The 16697-nt window shown below is 71.4% G+C and carries 12 protein-coding genes and 1 pseudogene; 11 read left to right on the top strand and 2 right to left on the bottom strand.

Features of this window, described 5'->3' with window-relative positions; all coding sequences use genetic code 11:
• Positions 1-316 precede the first annotated feature (316 nt).
• The gene (locus tag Q0863_RS05055; protein WP_298575767.1) at positions 317-1474 is read left to right on the top strand and encodes an isovaleryl-CoA dehydrogenase; all 1158 of its coding nucleotides are present in this window, start codon (positions 317-319) and stop codon (positions 1472-1474) included.
• Positions 1475-1691: 217 nt separating this feature from the next.
• Here Q0863_RS05055 and Q0863_RS05050 read toward each other — a convergent pair whose 3' ends face one another.
• Complete coding sequence (locus Q0863_RS05050) at positions 1692-4526, bottom strand: autotransporter serine protease (RefSeq protein WP_298575764.1); 2835 nt, start codon at positions 4524-4526, stop codon at positions 1692-1694.
• Between the two features lie 150 nt (positions 4527-4676).
• Between Q0863_RS05050 and Q0863_RS05045 the strand changes: the two genes are divergently transcribed.
• The 7 genes and pseudogenes from Q0863_RS05045 to Q0863_RS05015 all read left to right on the top strand — a co-directional run bounded on the left by Q0863_RS05045 (position 4677) and on the right by Q0863_RS05015 (position 11083).
• A complete protein-coding gene (locus Q0863_RS05045; RefSeq protein WP_298575761.1) occupies positions 4677-5849 on the top strand; it encodes an acetyl-CoA C-acyltransferase in 1173 nt (390 codons plus the stop codon).
• A 132-nt stretch (positions 5850-5981) separates the two neighbouring features.
• Positions 5982-6317, top strand: coding sequence for a hypothetical protein (locus Q0863_RS05040; protein WP_298575758.1), 336 nt, complete (start codon positions 5982-5984; stop codon positions 6315-6317).
• 147 nt (positions 6318-6464) lie between these two features.
• The gene (locus tag Q0863_RS05035) at positions 6465-6803 is read left to right on the top strand and encodes a hypothetical protein (RefSeq protein WP_298575755.1); all 339 of its coding nucleotides are present in this window, start codon (positions 6465-6467) and stop codon (positions 6801-6803) included.
• Between the two features lie 126 nt (positions 6804-6929).
• A complete protein-coding gene (locus Q0863_RS05030; RefSeq protein ID WP_298575752.1) occupies positions 6930-8537 on the top strand; it encodes a carboxyl transferase domain-containing protein in 1608 nt (535 codons plus the stop codon).
• Between the two features lie 123 nt (positions 8538-8660).
• On the top strand, positions 8661-9959 hold the full coding sequence (locus Q0863_RS05025; RefSeq protein WP_298575749.1) for a glycosyl hydrolase family 8: 1299 nt from the start codon (positions 8661-8663) through the stop codon (positions 9957-9959).
• A gap of 334 nt (positions 9960-10293) precedes the next feature.
• A pseudogene (locus Q0863_RS05020) lies at positions 10294-10587 on the top strand (polymer-forming cytoskeletal protein); the annotation flags it as partial.
• Positions 10588-10693: 106 nt separating this feature from the next.
• A complete protein-coding gene (locus Q0863_RS05015) occupies positions 10694-11083 on the top strand; it encodes a hypothetical protein (protein ID WP_298575746.1) in 390 nt (129 codons plus the stop codon).
• A gap of 239 nt (positions 11084-11322) precedes the next feature.
• Here the strand turns inward: Q0863_RS05015 and Q0863_RS05010 are convergent, their stop codons facing one another.
• Positions 11323-13266, bottom strand: coding sequence for a cytochrome c/FTR1 family iron permease (locus tag Q0863_RS05010; RefSeq protein ID WP_298575743.1), 1944 nt, complete (start codon positions 13264-13266; stop codon positions 11323-11325).
• 193 nt (positions 13267-13459) lie between these two features.
• Between Q0863_RS05010 and Q0863_RS05005 the strand changes: the two genes are divergently transcribed.
• The 3 genes from Q0863_RS05005 to Q0863_RS04995 are packed head-to-tail and all read left to right on the top strand — an operon-like array spanning position 13460 to position 16662.
• Positions 13460-14248, top strand: a complete 789-nt coding sequence (locus Q0863_RS05005; protein WP_298575740.1) for an enoyl-CoA hydratase-related protein — start codon at positions 13460-13462, stop codon at positions 14246-14248.
• 3 nt (positions 14249-14251) lie between these two features.
• Positions 14252-14662 carry a VOC family protein gene (locus Q0863_RS05000; protein ID WP_298575738.1) on the top strand — a complete coding sequence of 137 codons (411 nt, stop codon included), beginning with the start codon at positions 14252-14254 and terminating at the stop codon, positions 14660-14662.
• The gene (locus tag Q0863_RS04995; protein ID WP_298575735.1) at positions 14662-16662 is read left to right on the top strand and encodes an acetyl/propionyl/methylcrotonyl-CoA carboxylase subunit alpha; all 2001 of its coding nucleotides are present in this window, start codon (positions 14662-14664) and stop codon (positions 16660-16662) included. The genes Q0863_RS05000 and Q0863_RS04995 overlap by 1 nt, the downstream gene beginning before the upstream one ends.
• The last annotated feature ends 35 nt before the right edge of the window (positions 16663-16697 follow it).

Here is a 16697-nt window from a genome sequence, read left to right as displayed (position 1 = left end):
CGCTGTGGGAGCGACCTTGGTCGCGAAGCCTTTCGCGCGCAAGCGCGCTCCCACTTCCGGGTCGCCGGCTGACGGCGCGCAGGCAGTCGCGCCCCGGCGCCGCCGCCTGGACTTCGCTGTGGGAGCGACCTTGGTCGCGAAGCCTTTCGCGCGCAAGCGCGCTCCCACTTCCGGGTGGCCGGCTGACAGCGCGACGGCGCTGTCGCGTCGAAGCCGCGGCCGGGGCGCCCTTCGGCACGACCGCCTGCCGCCCCTCCGCAGCAACAGCGACGCGCAGTCGTTGTAGCATGTGAAACCAATTCACAGGGAGCTAGGCATGCGGACTTTCCCGCTCGGCGAGGACATCGACACCCTGCGCGAGGCCGTGCGCCGGTTTGCCGAGGCCGAGATTGCGCCGCGCGCCGCGTCGATCGACGAGGACAATGCCTTCCCGCAGGAGCTGTGGCCCAAGCTCGGCGAGCTTGGCCTGCTGGGCATGACGGTGCCGGGCGAGTTTGGCGGCAGCGAGATGGGCTATCTCGCCCATCTGGTGGCGATGGAGGAAGTCTCGCGCGCCTCCGGCTCGGTCGGTCTGAGCTATGGCGCGCATTCCAACCTGTGCGTGTCCAACCTCTACACCAACGGCAACCAGACGCAGCGGGAGAAGTACCTGCCGAAGCTGTGCAGCGGCGAGTGGAAGGGTGCGCTCGCGATGAGCGAGCCGGGGGCCGGCTCGGACGTGGTCGGGTCGATGTCCTGCCGCGCCGAGCTCAAGGGCGACACCTGGATCGCCAACGGCAACAAGATGTGGATCACCAACGGCCCCGAGGCCGACGTGCTGGTGGTCTACATGCGCACCGCCAGCCGCGAGCTGGGCAGCAAGTGCATGACCGCCTTCATCGTCGAGAAGGGCATGAAGGGGTTCTCGACCGCGCAGAAGCTCGACAAGCTCGGCATGCGCGGGTCCAACACCTGCGAGCTGGTGTTCGAGAACTGCGAGATTCCCGACGGGAACGTGCTGGGCGAGGTCAACAACGGCGTCAAGGTGCTGATGAGCGGGCTCAACACCGAGCGCCTGGTGCTGACCGGCGGGCCGCTGGGCCTGATGCAGGCAGCGCTCGACATCGCCCTGCCCTACACCCGCGAGCGTCGCCAGTTCGGCCAGGCGATCGGCACCTTCGGCATCATGCAGGCCAAGATCGCCGACATGTACACCGCGCTGCAGTCATCGCGCGCGTTCGCCTACCAGGTGGCGCGCGACTACGACGCCGGCCACCGCTCGCGCATCGATGCCGCCAGCTGCCTGCTGCATGCCTCGGAAGCCGCGGTGCAGGTGGCGCTGGAGGCGATCCAGGCGCTGGGCGGCAACGGCTACATCAACGAGTACGCCACCGGCCGCATCCTGCGCGACGCGAAGCTCTATGCGATCGGCGCCGGCACCAACGAGATCCGGCGCATGCTGATCGGCCGCGAGCTGTTTGCCGGCAACCACTGACGCCAGCGCCGATTTCGCATCCCTCACCTCACTCCTCCTCCGCGTTCGCGGGAGTGAGGGAGGGCTGGCTTGCGCGGCACCGCCGCGCCGACCATCCGAATGTACGGCGCGCTGCGCCGGGCCGGACGGGCCGGGTAGAGGCCCGCCGGAGCCAACCTCTCCAGGCCGCATCGATGCACGCCAGGCGGGAGACGCGAGAAGCGCCCGCGGCGCGCGCTCAGAACCCCAGCACGTACCGCAGCGAACCCATGCGTTCGTGGCCGCGCGGGCCGAAGCGCTGGTCGAAGTCCAGCGACAGGCGCGCGTTGCGTCCCAGCCAGGTCTCCAGGCCGAAGCCGAACAGTCCGCCGGACTTCGCCGCATCCGCCATCGGCAGCGGCGACCAGCTGTCGATGCCGGTGAAGCTGGCCTGCACGTCGAAGCCCTCGGCGCGCAGCGTCTGCTGCCACTCCGACCAGGCATGCAGCCGCGCACCGCGCCAGTCGCGGCTGGCGCGCAGGCCGGCGACGGCCTGGGTGCGGGTGAGCGTGGCGGCCGCGGCGGTCAGCCCGAAGCCGCTGCCCCATTCGGCGAAGCCGTCGTTGCGCATCCTTGCGTGGCCCGCGCCCAGGTAGGGCGTGAGCCGCCAGTTGCCCAGCTGCCGGTGGCGGCCGGCCTCCAGTTCCAGGCTGCCGTAGCGGCCCGAGTAGGCGGCGAATACGCCGGGCCGCGCATCGTCGCCGGCGAACAGCCGGCGCTCGATGCCGCGGTCGAAGCGTCCGCTGGCCAGGTGCGCGGCGACATAGCCATCGGCCGACATCCTGCCCAGGTAGACGCCGGCATGGGTCTGCCGGTCGCGGCTGCGGTCGCGGTTGCCGCCCAGCCAGTCCTGGGCCCGGGTTTCGCCGAACGCGAAGCCCGAGACGAATTCGCCCGATCGCCGGTCCTGGCCGATCGTCCAGCCATCGAGCCGGGTGCCGCCGCCGGCGATGCCGCTGCTGCCGCCCTGCCCCAGCGAGCGCGACCAGGCCCCGGCGTGCGCATCCCCCGCCTGGAGTTCGCCCAGGCGCGTGGACAGCGCACGCCGGCCCATGTCGATGGCGTCGAAGCTGAGGCTGGTCGCGAGCGAATGCGACTCGCCCGACAGGCTGTCGAGCGCGGCCCGGGCGCGCGCTTCGTCCGAAAGCGCCTGGAACGCACCGGCGACCTGCAGGAACTCCGCATCCGCGGCCTCGCGGCCGGCGCTGCGCGCGCCGTCGATGCGGTCGAAGGCCGTTTCCAGCCGTTGCGCCGCCGCCAGCCCCGCCTGCGACACGCCAGCCAGCCGCTTCGCCGCCGCGGCCACGTCGAGTCGTTCGATCTCCAGGTTCACCACGTAGCCGGTGTAGTCGTAGGCCAGCTCGGCGTCCAGGAACAGGCTCGAGGCATGGGTCAGCGCGTCGAACTCGCCGCTCAGTCCGTCGAGTGCGGTCAGCACCGGCTCGGTGGCGCTGGTGACGTAACCGGGCGCAACGCCCGAGACGTGCAGGGTGCCGCCCTCGAGCGTCGCCACCCCATGCACCATCAGCGAGGCGCCGACCTGCACCGACAGCGTGCCCGTGGCCGCCTGGGTGTAGTCGCCGGCGGCCAGCAGCCGGTTGTCCGCATCGATGGCCACGGTGCCGGCGTTGCTGATCGCCTGCCACACCGCGCCCTGCCCGGTGAGCGTGCCCTGCGGCCCGACCCGCACATGGGTACTGGTCAGGTGCCCGTCGACCACCAGGGTGCCGGCCTCCACGCGGGTGTCGCCGCGATAGTCGCTGTTGGGCAGGTTGGCCAGCACCAGTCGGCCGTCGCCGCGCTTGACCAGGCCGCCATCGCCATCGATGCCGTTGCTCCACACCGAGGTGATGCCGTCGAAGTCGGCCACGATATCGCCCCAGTCGAACCGGCCCGGACCCTGCACCGCCGCGGCGATGTCGAGCGCGCCATAGCCGAACACCGGGTCGACGCCCGCCGCGCCGAGATCGGTCGCGGTGCCGAGCAGCGTCTGCCGCACCAGGTCGTTGTCGAAATAGGGAAAGGCCTCCCACACCAGCGCCGCCGCGCCCGACACGATCGGCGCCGCGAACGAGGTGCCCTGCCACTGGTAGTAGGTGGGCGCGTCGGGCGCATCGTTGGTGCCGGTGACGACCACCGTGCCCGGTGCCGCCAGGCAGTAGCGCATCGCCAGGCCGCATGCGTTGGAATACCCGGCCAGCTGCGCGCTGTCGCCGGTCGACAGCGCGGCCACCGCCAGCCAGCCGCGCTCCAGGTCGGCGGCGGGCCGGGTGTCGCCGGTGCCCGGCTGGCTCGGCAGGGCCGCGGTGTCGGACGGATCGTCGAAACCGGAATTGCCGGCCGAGAACACCACCAGCCCGCCGTGCTCGACGATGAAGGGCCGGTACTCGTCCGCGATCGCTGCGGTCGCGGACGGGTTGGTCCAGTACAGGCCGCCCCAGGAATTGTTCATTACCTGCACGCCGCGATCGATCAGGTCGTCGTGGATCGGCGCCAGGCCCAGCGCGCCATTGACCTCATTGCCCTGGCCGGTGCCGTCGTCCTCCGGCGGCTCGTCGTTGATGATGCGCGCCGAGACGATCTCCGCGCCCGGCGCGATGCCGCCGGGCCAGCGGCCGAACGGCATTCCCGCGGCGATCTGCGCGACCGCGGTGCCGTGCCCGACCACGTCGTCGACCTGCAGGTTGTTGGTGCGCGCGTCGATGTAGGTCAGGTTGGCGACCACGCGATCGTCGCGCATCGCCGGATGGTCGCGATTGACGCCGCTGTCGACGATGCCGATGCGGATGCCGGCACCGGTCAGGCCCAGCTCGTGCGCAGAGTCGGCGCCGGTCCAGGCCAGGTGCTGGCTGTAGGCCGGGTCCGGATCCTGGACCGTCGGCGGTGGCGGCTCCGGCGGTGTGGTCGGCGGTGGCGCCAGCGGCGGCGGGCTGGGACGGGTGCCGCCTCCGCCTCCGCCGCAGGCCGACAGCATGCAGGCCGCCATGACGGCCGCGGCCAGGACCGACCGCTTCCGCGCGTTCCGGTGTTCCATCGTCTCCATCCCTGATCGATCGCGCGGCGAGGCGCCCCGCGCCTCTATAGCGCCATTTGCGGTGCCACGCCAGCCGACCAGCGTCCGTTTGCCGCTCCGCTCCGGCGGGAGCGATAATCGGGGTCTTCCCCACGCGGTCCGGAGTCTCCCATGAGCGACGTCGTCATCGTCGGTGCCAAGCGCACCGCCATCGGTTCCATGCTCGGCCAGTTCACCGGCGTGCCGACGCCGACCCTGGGCGCCACCGCCATCCGTGGCGCGGTCGAACAGGCCGGCATCAAGGGCGAGGACGTGTCCGAAGTGATCATGGGCTGCGTGCTGCCGGCCAACCTCGGCCAGGCGCCCGCGCGCCAGGCCGCGCTCGCGGCGGGCCTGCCCAAGGGCACCGGCTGCACCACGATCAACAAGGTCTGCGGCTCGGGCATGAAGGCGGTGATGCTGGGCCACGACCTGATCAAGGCCGGTTCGGCGACCGTGGTCGTCGCCGGCGGCATGGAGTCGATGACCAACGCGCCGCACATGGTGTCCGCGCGCCCGGGCCTGCGCTACGGCGACGCCAAGCTCGTCGACCACATGGCCTGGGACGGACTGACCAATCCCTACGACGGCCAGTCGATGGGCGTGTTCGCCGAAGCCACCGCCGACAAGTACGGCTTCACCCGCGAGGAGCAGGACGCCTTCACCATCGAGTCGGTCAAGCGCGCGCAGGGCGCGATCGCCTCGGGCGCGTTCAAGGACGAGATCGTTCCGGTCAAGGTCGCCACCCGCAAGGGCGAGGTCGAGGTCGACACCGACGAGCAGCCGGGCAAGTCCGACATCGCCAAGATCCCGACCCTGCGTGGCGCGTTCCGCAAGGACGGCACGGTGACCGCGGCGAGTTCGTCGAGCATCTCCGACGGCGCGGCGGCAACCGTGCTCACCAGTGCCGAAAACGCGGCAAGGCTGGGGCTGGAACCGATTGCACGCATCGTCGGCCACGCCACCTTCTCGCAGGAGCCGGAGTGGTTCACCACCGCCCCGGTGAGCGCGATCCGCAACCTGCTCGACAAGGTCGGCTGGTCGGTCGACGACGTCGACCTGTTCGAGGTCAACGAGGCGTTCTCGGTGGTGGCCATGGCGCCGATCCGCGAGCTCGGCATCTCGCACGACAAGCTCAACGTCAACGGCGGCGCCACCGCCCTGGGCCACCCCATCGGCGCCAGCGGCGCACGCCTGCTGGTGACCCTGCTCTATGCGCTGAAGGCACGTGGCGGCAAGCGCGGCGTGGCGTCGCTGTGCATCGGCGGCGGCGAGGCGACCGCGGTTGCGGTCGAGCTGCTCTGAGCCGGGTGAACGGTTAACGTCGCCTTGACGGAATTTCCGCCCGTCACCGCTTGACAGCGGTCACGGGCTTGTCATCATTGTTATGGCGCGCACCTTTGCGCGTTGCCAAACTTCAGACGAGGAAGAACGGATATGACCATCAACAAGGCTCTGCTCACGCTGGCTCTGGGCTTCGCCCTGGCCGCCTGCAGCAACCAGCAGCAGGCCGAGAACGCCGCTGCCGACGCCGCTGACGCCGCTGCCGACGCCGCCACCGCTGCTGTCGAGGCCGAGGGCACTGCCGCCGCCGACACCGCCCAGGCTGCCGCCGACGACGCCGCTGCCGCTGCCGACGCTGCTGCCGACGCCGCTGCCGACGCTGCCGCCGCCACGACGTCCGAAGCCGCCGACGCGGCTGCCGACACGGCCGAGGCTGCGGAAGACGTTGCCAAGGACGCCGAGGACGCTGCCCAGGAAGCGACCCCGTAAGTCCGACGCCGCAAGGCAGTCAAGGAAGCCGCCGGCCTGTCCGGCGGCTTTTCTTTTTTTAACATTCTGTTCTGCACAATTGCGTCGCGGCCTGTGGGGAGCCCCGGGCCGGCGACACATCCAACCACCGTATCCGGAGACAACCCCTTGAACATCAAGCTTCTCGCCATTGCTGCCGCCAGCGTGCTGGCCCTCGCCGCCTGCCAGAACACCGCTGAAGGCGCCAAGGAAGATGCGGCCGCCAACGCCGCCGCCGCCGAGCAGGCCGCTGCCGAAGCCGCTGCCGCCACCGAGCAGGCCGCTGCCAACGTCGCCGACGCGACCCAGGAAGCCGCTGCCGAAGCCGAGGCCGCGACCGAAGAGGCCGCCGCCAACGTCGAAGCCGCCGCCGACGACGCGGCTGCCGCCAGCCGCGAAGCCGCCGCCGACGCCGCCGGCGCGGTGAAGGATGCCGCTGCCGAGGCCGAAGAAGCCGCGCGCAACTGATCCACGCTGCATGCGTCACCGGAAAGGCCCGCCACGCGCGGGCCTTTCCTTTTGCGGCGGGACTGGCGCCCGCGTCGCGCGGCGGGGTCACGTATCCTCTGCGCTACCCAACGCAGACCTCGCACCATGCCGGCACTGACCTCGCACCTCGACCCGCGCTCCCAGGACTTCCTCGACAACGCCGCCTACCACCGCGCCCTGGTCGAGGAACTCGAGCGCAGGCTTGCGCGGGCCGCCGAGGGTGGCGGTGAGCAGGCGCGCCATCGCCATACCGAGCGCGGCAAGCTGCTCGCCCGCGACCGCATCACCGCCCTGCTCGATCCGGGCTCGCCCTTCCTCGAGATCGCGCCGCTGGCCGCCGAGGAGATGTACGACGGCGCCGCGCCCGCCGCGGGCATGGTCTGCGGCATCGGCCGGGTGATGGGCCAAGAAGTGGTGGTCGTGGCCAACGACGCCACGGTCAAGGGCGGCACCTACTTCCCGATGACGGTGAAGAAACACCTGCGCGCGCAGGAAGTCGCGCGAGAGAACCGGCTGCCCTGCGTCTACCTGGTCGATTCGGGCGGCGCCTTCCTGCCGCTGCAGGACGAGGTGTTCCCCGATCGCGAACACTTCGGCCGCATCTTCTACAACCAGGCCCGGCTGAGCGCGGAGAACATCCCGCAGATCGCGGTGGTGATGGGCAGCTGCACCGCTGGCGGCGCCTACGTGCCGGCGATGTGCGACGAGAGCGTCATCGTCAAGGAACAGGGCACGATCTTCCTCGGCGGCCCGCCGCTGGTGAAGGCCGCCACCGGCGAGGTGGTCGACGCCGAGACCCTCGGTGGCGCCGACGTGCACACCGCGGTGTCGGGCGTGGCAGACCATTTCGCCGAGGACGACCGCCATGCGCTGGAGATCGCGCGATCGATCGTCGGCCACCTCAACCGGCGCAAGACGCTGCCGGTGGCCGTGCGCGAGGCGCGCGAGCCGCTGTACGCGGCCGAGGAGCTGTACGGCATCGTGCCGAAGGACACGCGCCGGCCCTTCGATATCCGCGAAGTGATCGCGCGCATCACCGACGGCAGCGAGCTGGATGAGTTCAAGGCGCGCTACGGCAAGACCCTGGTGACCGGATTCGCCCACCTGCACGGCTACCCGGTCGGCATCATCGCCAACAACGGCATCCTGTTCGGCGAGAGCGCGCTCAAGGGCGCGCACTTCATCGAACTGTGCAACCAGCGCGGCATCCCGCTGGTGTTCCTGCAGAACATCACCGGCTTCATGGTCGGCCGCAAGTACGAGAACGCCGGCATCGCCCGCGACGGCGCGAAGATGGTGACCGCGGTGGCGTGCTCGTCGGTGCCCAAGTTCACCGTGGTGATCGGCGGCAGCTTCGGCGCCGGCAACTACGCCATGTGCGGCCGCGCCTATGGCGCGCGCTTCCTGTGGATGTGGCCGAACGCGCGCATCAGCGTGATGGGCGGCGAGCAGGCGGCCAGCGTGCTGGCGACGGTGCGCCGCGACGGCATCGAGGCGCGCGGCGGGCAGTGGAGCGCGGACGAGGAAGACGCGTTCAAGGCGCCGATCCGCGAGCAGTACGAACGCCAGGGCAGCCCGTGGTACGCCACCGCCCGGCTGTGGGACGACGGCATCATCGACCCGGCCGATACCCGGCGCGTGCTGGGCCTGGGAATCTCGGCCTCGCTCAACGCGCCGATCGAACCGGCGAAGTTCGGGGTGTTCCGGATGTAGGTGCGTGGCGGCATCGCTGGCATCGCGCCCGTGGCCGCCGCAATGCCATCTGCTACCTTGCCGGTCCCACCGACCGACGCCCGACGAATGCGCCTTTCGCCCAATCGCGCCCAGCATGCGCGCGTGCTGTTTCCGCTCTGCCTGCTGTTGTCCGCCTGTGCAGGCACGTCCAGCCCGCAGGCCGATGCCGGTGGCCCTGGCGCATCGACGCCCGCCCCGGTCGGCGCCGCCACCACCGGCCGCTACCCGAACCTCTTCGCCGAAGCGGGCTACGCCCAGGCCGAGATCGATGCCAGGATCGAAGCGGCCTACCAGCAGCTGTTCCACGGCGATCCGGACGACGAGGCCATCTACTACGACGCCGGCCGCAACGCCAATGGCCCGCTCGCCTACATCCTCGACGTCAACAGCGACGACGTGCGCTCGGAAGGCATGTCCTACGGGATGATGATCGCGGTGCAGCTCGACCGGAAACGCGAGTTCGACGCGATCTGGAACTGGGCGAAGACCCACACCTACCACGCCGATCCGGCGCATCCGGCCCACGGCTACTTCGCCTGGTCGGTGAAGACCGACGGCACCGCGATAGACGAGATGCCCGCGCCCGACGGCGAGGAGTACTTCATCACCGCGCTTTACTTCGCCTCGGCGCGCTGGGGCGATGGCGACGGCATCTACGACTACCGCGCGCAGGCCGACCGGCTCCTTGGCGACGTCCTGCACCGCGAGGCGATCACCGGCCCGACCAATCGCGGCACGATGACCGCGGTGAACCTGTTCGACCGCGACGCGAGGATGGTGCGCTTCACCCCGGACGTGGTGAACGCCGCGCATACCGACGCCTCCTACCACCTGCCCGCCTTCTACGAGGTCTGGGCGCGGGTCGGGCCCGAGGCGGACCGCGCGTTCTGGGCCGAGGCCGCGCGCGTGAGCCGCGACTACTTCGTGGCGGCGGCGCATCCGCTCACCGCGCTGACGCCCGACTACGGCAACTTCGACGGCAGCCCCTGGGCCGCGTCGTGGCGGCCGGAGTCGGCCGACTTCCGCTACGACGCCTGGCGCAGCGCGATGAACTGGTCGATGGACTGGTCGTGGTGGCGTGCCGATCCGCGCCAGGTGGCGCTGTCCAACCGCCTGCAGGCCTTCTTCCACCAGCAGGGCCTGGACCGGCACGTCAGCCTGTACACGCTCGACGGCCAGCCGCTCGGTGGCGGACGCACCGCCGGCCTGGTGGCAATGAACGCGACCGCGGCGCTGGCGGCCGACCACCCGCGCCGGCTGGAGTTCGTGCGCGCCCTGTGGGAGGAGCCGGTGCCCACCGGCCAGTACCGCTACTACGACGGGGTGCTGCAGCTCATGGCGATGCTCCACCTCGCCGGGCAATACCGTGCCTGGTGGCCGCGGGAGACCGCAGCGCGCTGAACGACGGAACTCAACAAGATGCGGCAAGTGCCTGCCGGAGAACGGATTTGGTGAGCGGCGTCACAGCGTGAAGGCCATGTCGACATGCTAGGCTCCAAGGCCCCCATCCGCCGTCCGGCGGCGCCAGCCGGACGGTCCCTGCCCAGCCCGAGGAACCCGCGACATGGCTATTTTCCCCCAGAGCAACGCCAACGCCCGCAAGGACACCCCGTCCTTCGCGCCCGATGCGCCGCCGGCGACGCCGCCGCGCGAGGCCACGGCAGTCGCGGACTTCAACCCCACCCAGGTCGGCCCGCCGCGCGCGACCGCGCCGACCGCGCCGGCCGAGCCGGTCGCCAAGGAATCGCTGATCGCCGCCGACCTGACCATCGAGGGCAAGATCGAAGGCAGCGGCCATGTCCGCATCGCCGGCCGCTTCAAGGGCGATGTCAGCGTGCAGGGCAACCTGCGCATCGAGAACGGCGCCAAGCTCAACGGCGGCGTCAAGGCCAAGCAGGTGGTGGTGGCTGGCGAGCTGGACGGCAACATCGATTCGGCCTCCAAGGTCGAGCTGCTCGACTCGGCCGTGCTGACCGGCGACATCAAGGCCGGCTCGCTGACCGTCGCGGCCGGTTCCAGGATCCGCGGCCACGTCGAATGCGGCTGGGACAACACCGATTCCGCGTCGTCGGCGCCGCGCAAGGATAAGGCCAAGGGCGAGAACGCGGAGACGCGCGAACTGGCCACCTGAGCCCGTGGCCGCCCCGAAGCCGGGTATGGCAGGTGCCACGCGCACCTGCCCGCACTGCAAGACCACGATCCTCGAAAGCGCGAGCATCTGTCCCTCGTGCAAGCACTACCTGCGCTTCGATACCCCGCGCACCGGGCCCGGCGCGGTCCCCTCGAGCACCACGGCCCTGCAGGTCGAGGGCATGATCCGGCACCCCGCCGAGGGCGGGGCCTGGGAATATTCGGTGGTGCTGAGCGTGCGCGACGACGAGGGCACCGAAGTCACCCGCCACGTGGTGGGCGTGGGCGCGATGCTTGCGGGCGAGGAACGCACCTTCCACCTGTCGGTGGAGGTCACCCCGACCAACGACATGCGCAAGCCCGCGAAGCCGGCCAAACGCGGCCTGCGGCACTGAGGTCGCGGGCGCCGGTTCACCGGCCCCAGGGCGCGCCGCGCGCCAGCCGGACACCGCCACCGGGCGCGCATCGGCGCAGTCATGCACGGCAGGCCCGGTCGACACGACCGGGCGTTGCCGACCTCCAGGTGCACGCACGGCCACGACCTGTCAGCCGCCCTGCGCACTCCTCACGCCCGCACTTCCGTGCACGAGGCGCCTCCGCGCCGGACCGGCGCGGCAGCGACCCGGCCGCCGGCTCAGCTCGCGACGGCTGCGCTGCGCGCCGAGCGGCTGGACCAGGCGAATCCCGCCACGAGCACCAGCGCCACCACCGCCTGCGCCGCGATGCCTTCCAGGGTCGGATACAGGCCCAGCAGCTCCACCCGCGGCCAGGCTTCGAGCCAGCTGACCGGGACGTAGCCCGCTTCCTGCAGCGCCGACACCGCCTTGCCCATCAGCACCACAGCCAGTACCGCGATCAGCAGCGAGCTGTAGCGGAAGAACTGGCCGATCGGCAGGGTCCGGCTGTAGCGCATCATCGCCCAGCCGATCGCCACCAGCGCCAGCGCAGCCGTCGCGCCACCGGCAACGACGGCGCCCTTGCTGCCCTGGTTCCAGATCGCGGCGAAGAACAGGATGGTCTCGAACACCTCGCGGTACACGACCACGAACACCAGGCCCAGCAGGAACAGGCCCGAGGACTTGCCCAGCGCATGGCCGAGCCGGTCGCGCACGTAGCGCTGCCAGGCCTGCGCATGGCTCTTGGCGTGCATCCACAGGCCCACCCAGACCAGCACCATGGCGGCGAGCAGCGAACCGAAGCCTTCCGACAGCTCCCGGCTCGCGCCGCTGATGGTGATCACCCAGGTGGCCAGTGCCCAGGTCACCACGCCGGCCGCCAGCGCGGACAGCCAGCCACCGTGGACCCAGGGCAGCATCTCGGTGCGGCTGGCCTTGCGCAGCAGCGCGATCACGGCGATGACGATCAGCAGTGCTTCGAGGCCCTCGCGCAGCAGGATGGTGAAGGCCGCCACGAAGCTGGCGGTGGCCGATGTGCGGTCCTGTCCCAGCACCTGCTCGGCCTGCGCGAACAGGCCGTCGAGTTCGTCGACCTGGTCCTGCAGCGCGACCGCATCGGTGCCGCTGGCGAGGCCGGAACGCAGCCTCGCCATGGCCGCCTCGATCTTCACCATCAGCGGCTTGTCGCGGGCCGCGAGCAGCGGTTCGACCGGCTCGAAGCCGTCCAGGTAGGCCGACAGGGCGAGGTCGCGGGCGCGCTTCGCATCGCCTGCGCCATGGGCCGACATCGCTTCGCGCAGCAGGCTGCGCGACACCGCCAGCGCCGATCCGGGATCCTGCGCCTGCGCCTGCGACGCTTCAGGATGCCGGCGCAGGTAGGCCACGATCTCCGCTGCGGCGTCGGCCGAGCCCAGTTCCGCGCCGAGCTGCGCGGGCGTGGCGCTGACGTAGCGCTCGAAGTCGAGCTTCGCGCGCAGCGCCGGATCGGCCTCCAGGCGCGCCCGGCCCACCTCCGCCAGCGAGGCGGGATACGCGATCGCGCCGCTGTAGGTGGCCAGCGCCCAGAGATCCTCGCTGGGCAGCCCCCGATAGCTGGCCATCGAGGTGCCTTCCAGGCCCTGTTCGATGACCTGGTAGAGCGCGAACACGCTGCGCTCGTCGGCGCGCGCGCGATCGGTGAAATCGATCGGCGGCGGATCCAGGCCGGCGCTGGCCGGGCCGTCGCCAGCCCCGGCGGCGCCGTGGCAGCTCGCGCACAGTTGCGCGTACAGCGCCTCGCCGCGCGCGTAATGCGGCGGACTGGCCGGCATCAGCGGGATCGGGTGGGCCTGCACCAGCAGCGAGGCCAGGCCACGCGCCTGCAGCGCGATGCGCTCCGGCTCGGCCTTGTCCTCGATGGCCTGCCGCAGTGCGGCGGCATCGCGCTGCAGCTGCGCGGCCTGCGGCGTGGCCGGCAGCGCGTCGATCGCCGCGGCGGCGGTCGCCGAGAACTCCAGCATCTCGTCGTATTCGAGCGCGTTGACCACTTCGCCGCCGGCCACCGCCTCGCGATAGTCCACCGCGATGTAGTCGAGCAGCCGCCAGGTGGTGGCGACGCTGCCTTCGGAGGCGGAAGCGGAAACACAGGTGCAGATCAGGACAACGCTGAGCAGCAGCGTTGCCAGCAGGCGACGTGGGGACATGGGCGCATATGAGAATGTGTCTCATCCAGTTTAGCGCATGTGGGGGCGTTGGCGACGGTCCGTTGCGGTGCCGCCCGTGATCCGCGGTCGCGTCGGGGTGGATCGACGGCGCCGGCATCGCGCGCCGCCGGGGCGCGGACCGGCTTGCGGCTCGCGGCTATCATGCGGATCCCGCGTCCAGGACCCTCGCGCCATGCCGCAACCGCTGTCGATCCACCACACTGGCGCCGTGCTGCGGCTGCGCCTGGAGCGGCCCGAGCTGCACAACGCCTTCGATGCCGCGCTGGTCGCACGCCTGACCGAAGCGCTCGACGCGGCAGCCGGCGACGCGGCCGTCCGCGTGGTGGTGCTCGAGGGCGACGGCGCCTCGTTCTCGGCCGGCGCCGACCTCAACTGGATGCGCGGCATGGCCGCCGCCGGCGAAGCTGAGAACCGCGAGGACGCGCTCGCCCTCGCCCGCCTGATGCGCACCCTGGACGAACTGCCGAAGCCCACCCTCGCGCGCGTGCACGGCGCGGCCTTCGGCGGCGGGGTGGGCCTGGTCGCGTGCTGCGACATCGCCATCGGCGTGCCCGGCGCGAAGTTTGGCCTGACCGAGAGCCGGCTCGGCCTGCTGCCCGCCGTGATCTCGCCCTACGTGGTGGCCGCGATCGGTCCACGCCAGGCGCGGCGCTGGTTCGCCACCGGCGAAACCTTCGACGCCGCGCAGGCGTTGCGGATGGGCCTGCTGCATGAGGTCGTGGAAGCCGATGCGCTCGACGGCGCCGTGGAGCGCCAGGTCGCGCTGCTGCTCAAGGCCGGACCGATCGCGTCGGCCACGGCCAAGCGGCTGGTGCGCGATGTCGCCCTGCAACCGGACCGCGACCGGCTCGACCATTCCAATGCCGCGCTGATCGCCGCGCTGCGCGTCTCCGACGAGGGCCAGGAAGGCCTGGGGGCGTTCCTCGACAAGCGCGCGCCCCTCTGGGCGCAGGAGGGCTGAGCCATGCTCGACCACCTTGGCCTGCGCGTGGCCGACCATGCGCGCAGCCGCGCGTTCTACGAACGCGCCCTGGCGCCGCTGGGCTACGGCGTGGCGATGGAAGTGACCTCGGCCGAGACCGGCGGCAGTTACCAGGGTTGCGGCTTCGGTCCGCCGCAGCGTCCGCATTTCTGGATCGGCACGGGAACCGGCGGCGCGACGTCGGGCAGCGGCGCGCACATCGCCTTCTCGGCCGCCAGCCGCGCCGCCGTGGATGCGTTCCACGCCGCCGCGCTCGCCGCCGGAGGCCGCGCCAATGGCGCGCCCGGCCTGCGACCGCACTATCACGCCGACTACTACGGCGCATTCGTGATCGACCCGGACGGCCACAACATCGAGGCCGTCTGCCACCTTTCCGAGGACGCCACCCGCTGATGTTCCAGACGATCCTGATCGCCAACCGCGGCGAAATCGCCTGCCGCGTCATCCGGACCGCGCGCCGGCTCGGCATCCGCACGGTCGCGGTGTTTTCGGAGGCCGACGCCGACGCCCAGCATGTCCGCCTGGCCGACGAGGCGTATCCGATCGGCGGGCCGCGCCCGGCCGACAGCTACCTGCGCGGCGATGCGATCGTCGAGGTGGCCGTTCGCGCCGGTGCGCAGGCGATCCACCCGGGCTACGGATTCCTGAGCGAGAACGCGGAGTTCGCCGACGCGGCCGAGGCCGGCGGGCTCGCCTTCATCGGCCCTGGCGCCGCCTCGATGCGCAAGATGGGCAGCAAGGCCGGCGCCAAGCAGCTGATGCAGGCCGCCGGCGTGCCGGTGGTGCCCGGCTACACCGGCGAGGACCAGTCGCCGGAGCTGCTCGCGCGCGAAGCCGCGCGCATCGGCTTTCCGCTGATGATCAAGGCCGCGCACGGCGGCGGCGGCAAGGGCATGCGCGTGGTGCGTTCGGCCGCGGAATTCCTGCCGTCGCTGGAAAGCTGCCAGCGCGAGGCCGCCAACGCCTTCGGCCGGGACCGCGTGCTGCTGGAGCGCTACATCGAATCGCCGCGCCACATCGAAATCCAGGTGTTCGGCGACCGCCACGGCCAGGTCATCCACCTCAACGAGCGCGAGTGCTCGGCCCAGCGCCGCTACCAGAAGGTGCTCGAGGAATCGCCCTCGCCCTTCCTCACCCCGCGGCTGCGCGCGGCGATGGGCGAGGCCGCGGTGCTGGCCGCGCGCGCGATCGACTACGCCAACGCCGGGACCGTCGAGTTCATCGTCGATCCGGCCGGCGATTTCTACTTCATGGAAATCAACACCCGCCTGCAGGTCGAGCATCCGGTCACCGAAATGACCACCGGCCTGGACCTGGTGGAGTGGCAGCTGCGCGTGGCCGCCGGCGAGCCGCTGCCGTTGGACCAGGCGCAGGTACCGCAACAGGGGCACGCGATCGAGGTGCGCCTGTACGCCGAGGATCCGGAGGCCGGCTTCCTGCCCGGCTCGGGACGGCTGGAGCGGCTCGAACTGCCCGCGGCGTCGGCGCATGTGCGCATCGATTCGGGGGTGGTCGAGGGCGATACGGTGTCGATCTTCTACGACCCGATGATCGCCAAGCTCATCGTCCACGACCGCGACCGGCCGGGCGCCCTCGCCCGCCTGCGCGAGGCGCTGGCCCAGTGCGTGATCGAGGGTCCGAAGTCGAACATCGCCTTCCTCGAGGCGCTGGCGCGGCATCCGGCGATCGTCGAGGGACGCATCGACACCGGCTATCTCGACCGCCATCTCGGCGAGTTCACCCGCGCGCCCGAAGCCGGCAGCGACCTGCTGCTGGCGGCGGCCACCGCCACCCTGCTGGAGCAGGAGCGCGACCAGCGCGCCGCCGCCGCCGCGTCCGCCGATCCCGGCTCGCCCTGGGCGCTGGCCGACGGCTGGCGGCTCGGCCATGCCAGCCAGCGGCCGCTGGCGTTCCAGCATCGCGGCGAGCGCATCGAACTGCTGGCCCAGGGCGACGGCGGCCGCTACCGCATCCTGCGCGACGGCCAGTCCACCACGGTCGAAGGCGCGCGCCTGGCCGACGGGAGCCTCTCGCTGCGTTTGGATGGCCAGGGGCGGCGCTTCCGCGTCTCGCTGCGCCCGGGCAGGATCGAGGTGCACGACGGTGCGCAGCGGTTGTCGCTGCAGTCGCTGGCGGTGTACCGCCACGAAGCGGGCGCCCAGGAGGGGGGCGACGACCGGCTGCGTGCGCCGATGCCGGGGCGCGTGGTGGCATTGCGCGTCGCCGCGGGCGATCGCGTGGAGGCAGGACAGGAGCTCGCGGTGCTCGAGGCGATGAAGATGGAGCTGGCACTGAAGGCGCCGCGCGCCGGCGTGGTGGCCGAACTGCGTGCCGCCGCCGGCGAGTTCGTCGAGGCCGACAGCGTGCTCGTGGTGCTGGAGCCCCTGGAGTGAGGAGCACGGCGGCCGGCGTGACGCCCAGGGCGCAG

It is taken from the genome of uncultured Luteimonas sp., assembly GCF_947492465.1.
Classification (GTDB): Bacteria; Pseudomonadota; Gammaproteobacteria; order Xanthomonadales; family Xanthomonadaceae; genus Luteimonas.
Note: the sequence above shows the minus strand (reverse complement) of the source record. Positions and strands in the feature narration are given on the sequence as shown.

Coding starts and splice junctions, on each gene's coding strand:
- Q0863_RS05055 (WP_298575767.1), top strand. CDS start 317: ATGCGGACTTTCCCGCTCGGCGAGGACATCGACACCCTGCGCGAGGCC.
- Q0863_RS05050 (WP_298575764.1), bottom strand. CDS start 4,526: ATGGAACACCGGAACGCGCGGAAGCGGTCGGTCCTGGCCGCGGCCGTC.
- Q0863_RS05045 (WP_298575761.1), top strand. CDS start 4,677: ATGAGCGACGTCGTCATCGTCGGTGCCAAGCGCACCGCCATCGGTTCC.
- Q0863_RS05040 (WP_298575758.1), top strand. CDS start 5,982: ATGACCATCAACAAGGCTCTGCTCACGCTGGCTCTGGGCTTCGCCCTG.
- Q0863_RS05030 (WP_298575752.1), top strand. CDS start 6,930: ATGCCGGCACTGACCTCGCACCTCGACCCGCGCTCCCAGGACTTCCTC.
- Q0863_RS05010 (WP_298575743.1), bottom strand. CDS start 13,266: ATGTCCCCACGTCGCCTGCTGGCAACGCTGCTGCTCAGCGTTGTCCTG.
- Q0863_RS05005 (WP_298575740.1), top strand. CDS start 13,460: ATGCCGCAACCGCTGTCGATCCACCACACTGGCGCCGTGCTGCGGCTG.
- Q0863_RS05000 (WP_298575738.1), top strand. CDS start 14,252: ATGCTCGACCACCTTGGCCTGCGCGTGGCCGACCATGCGCGCAGCCGC.
- Q0863_RS04995 (WP_298575735.1), top strand. CDS start 14,662: ATGTTCCAGACGATCCTGATCGCCAACCGCGGCGAAATCGCCTGCCGC.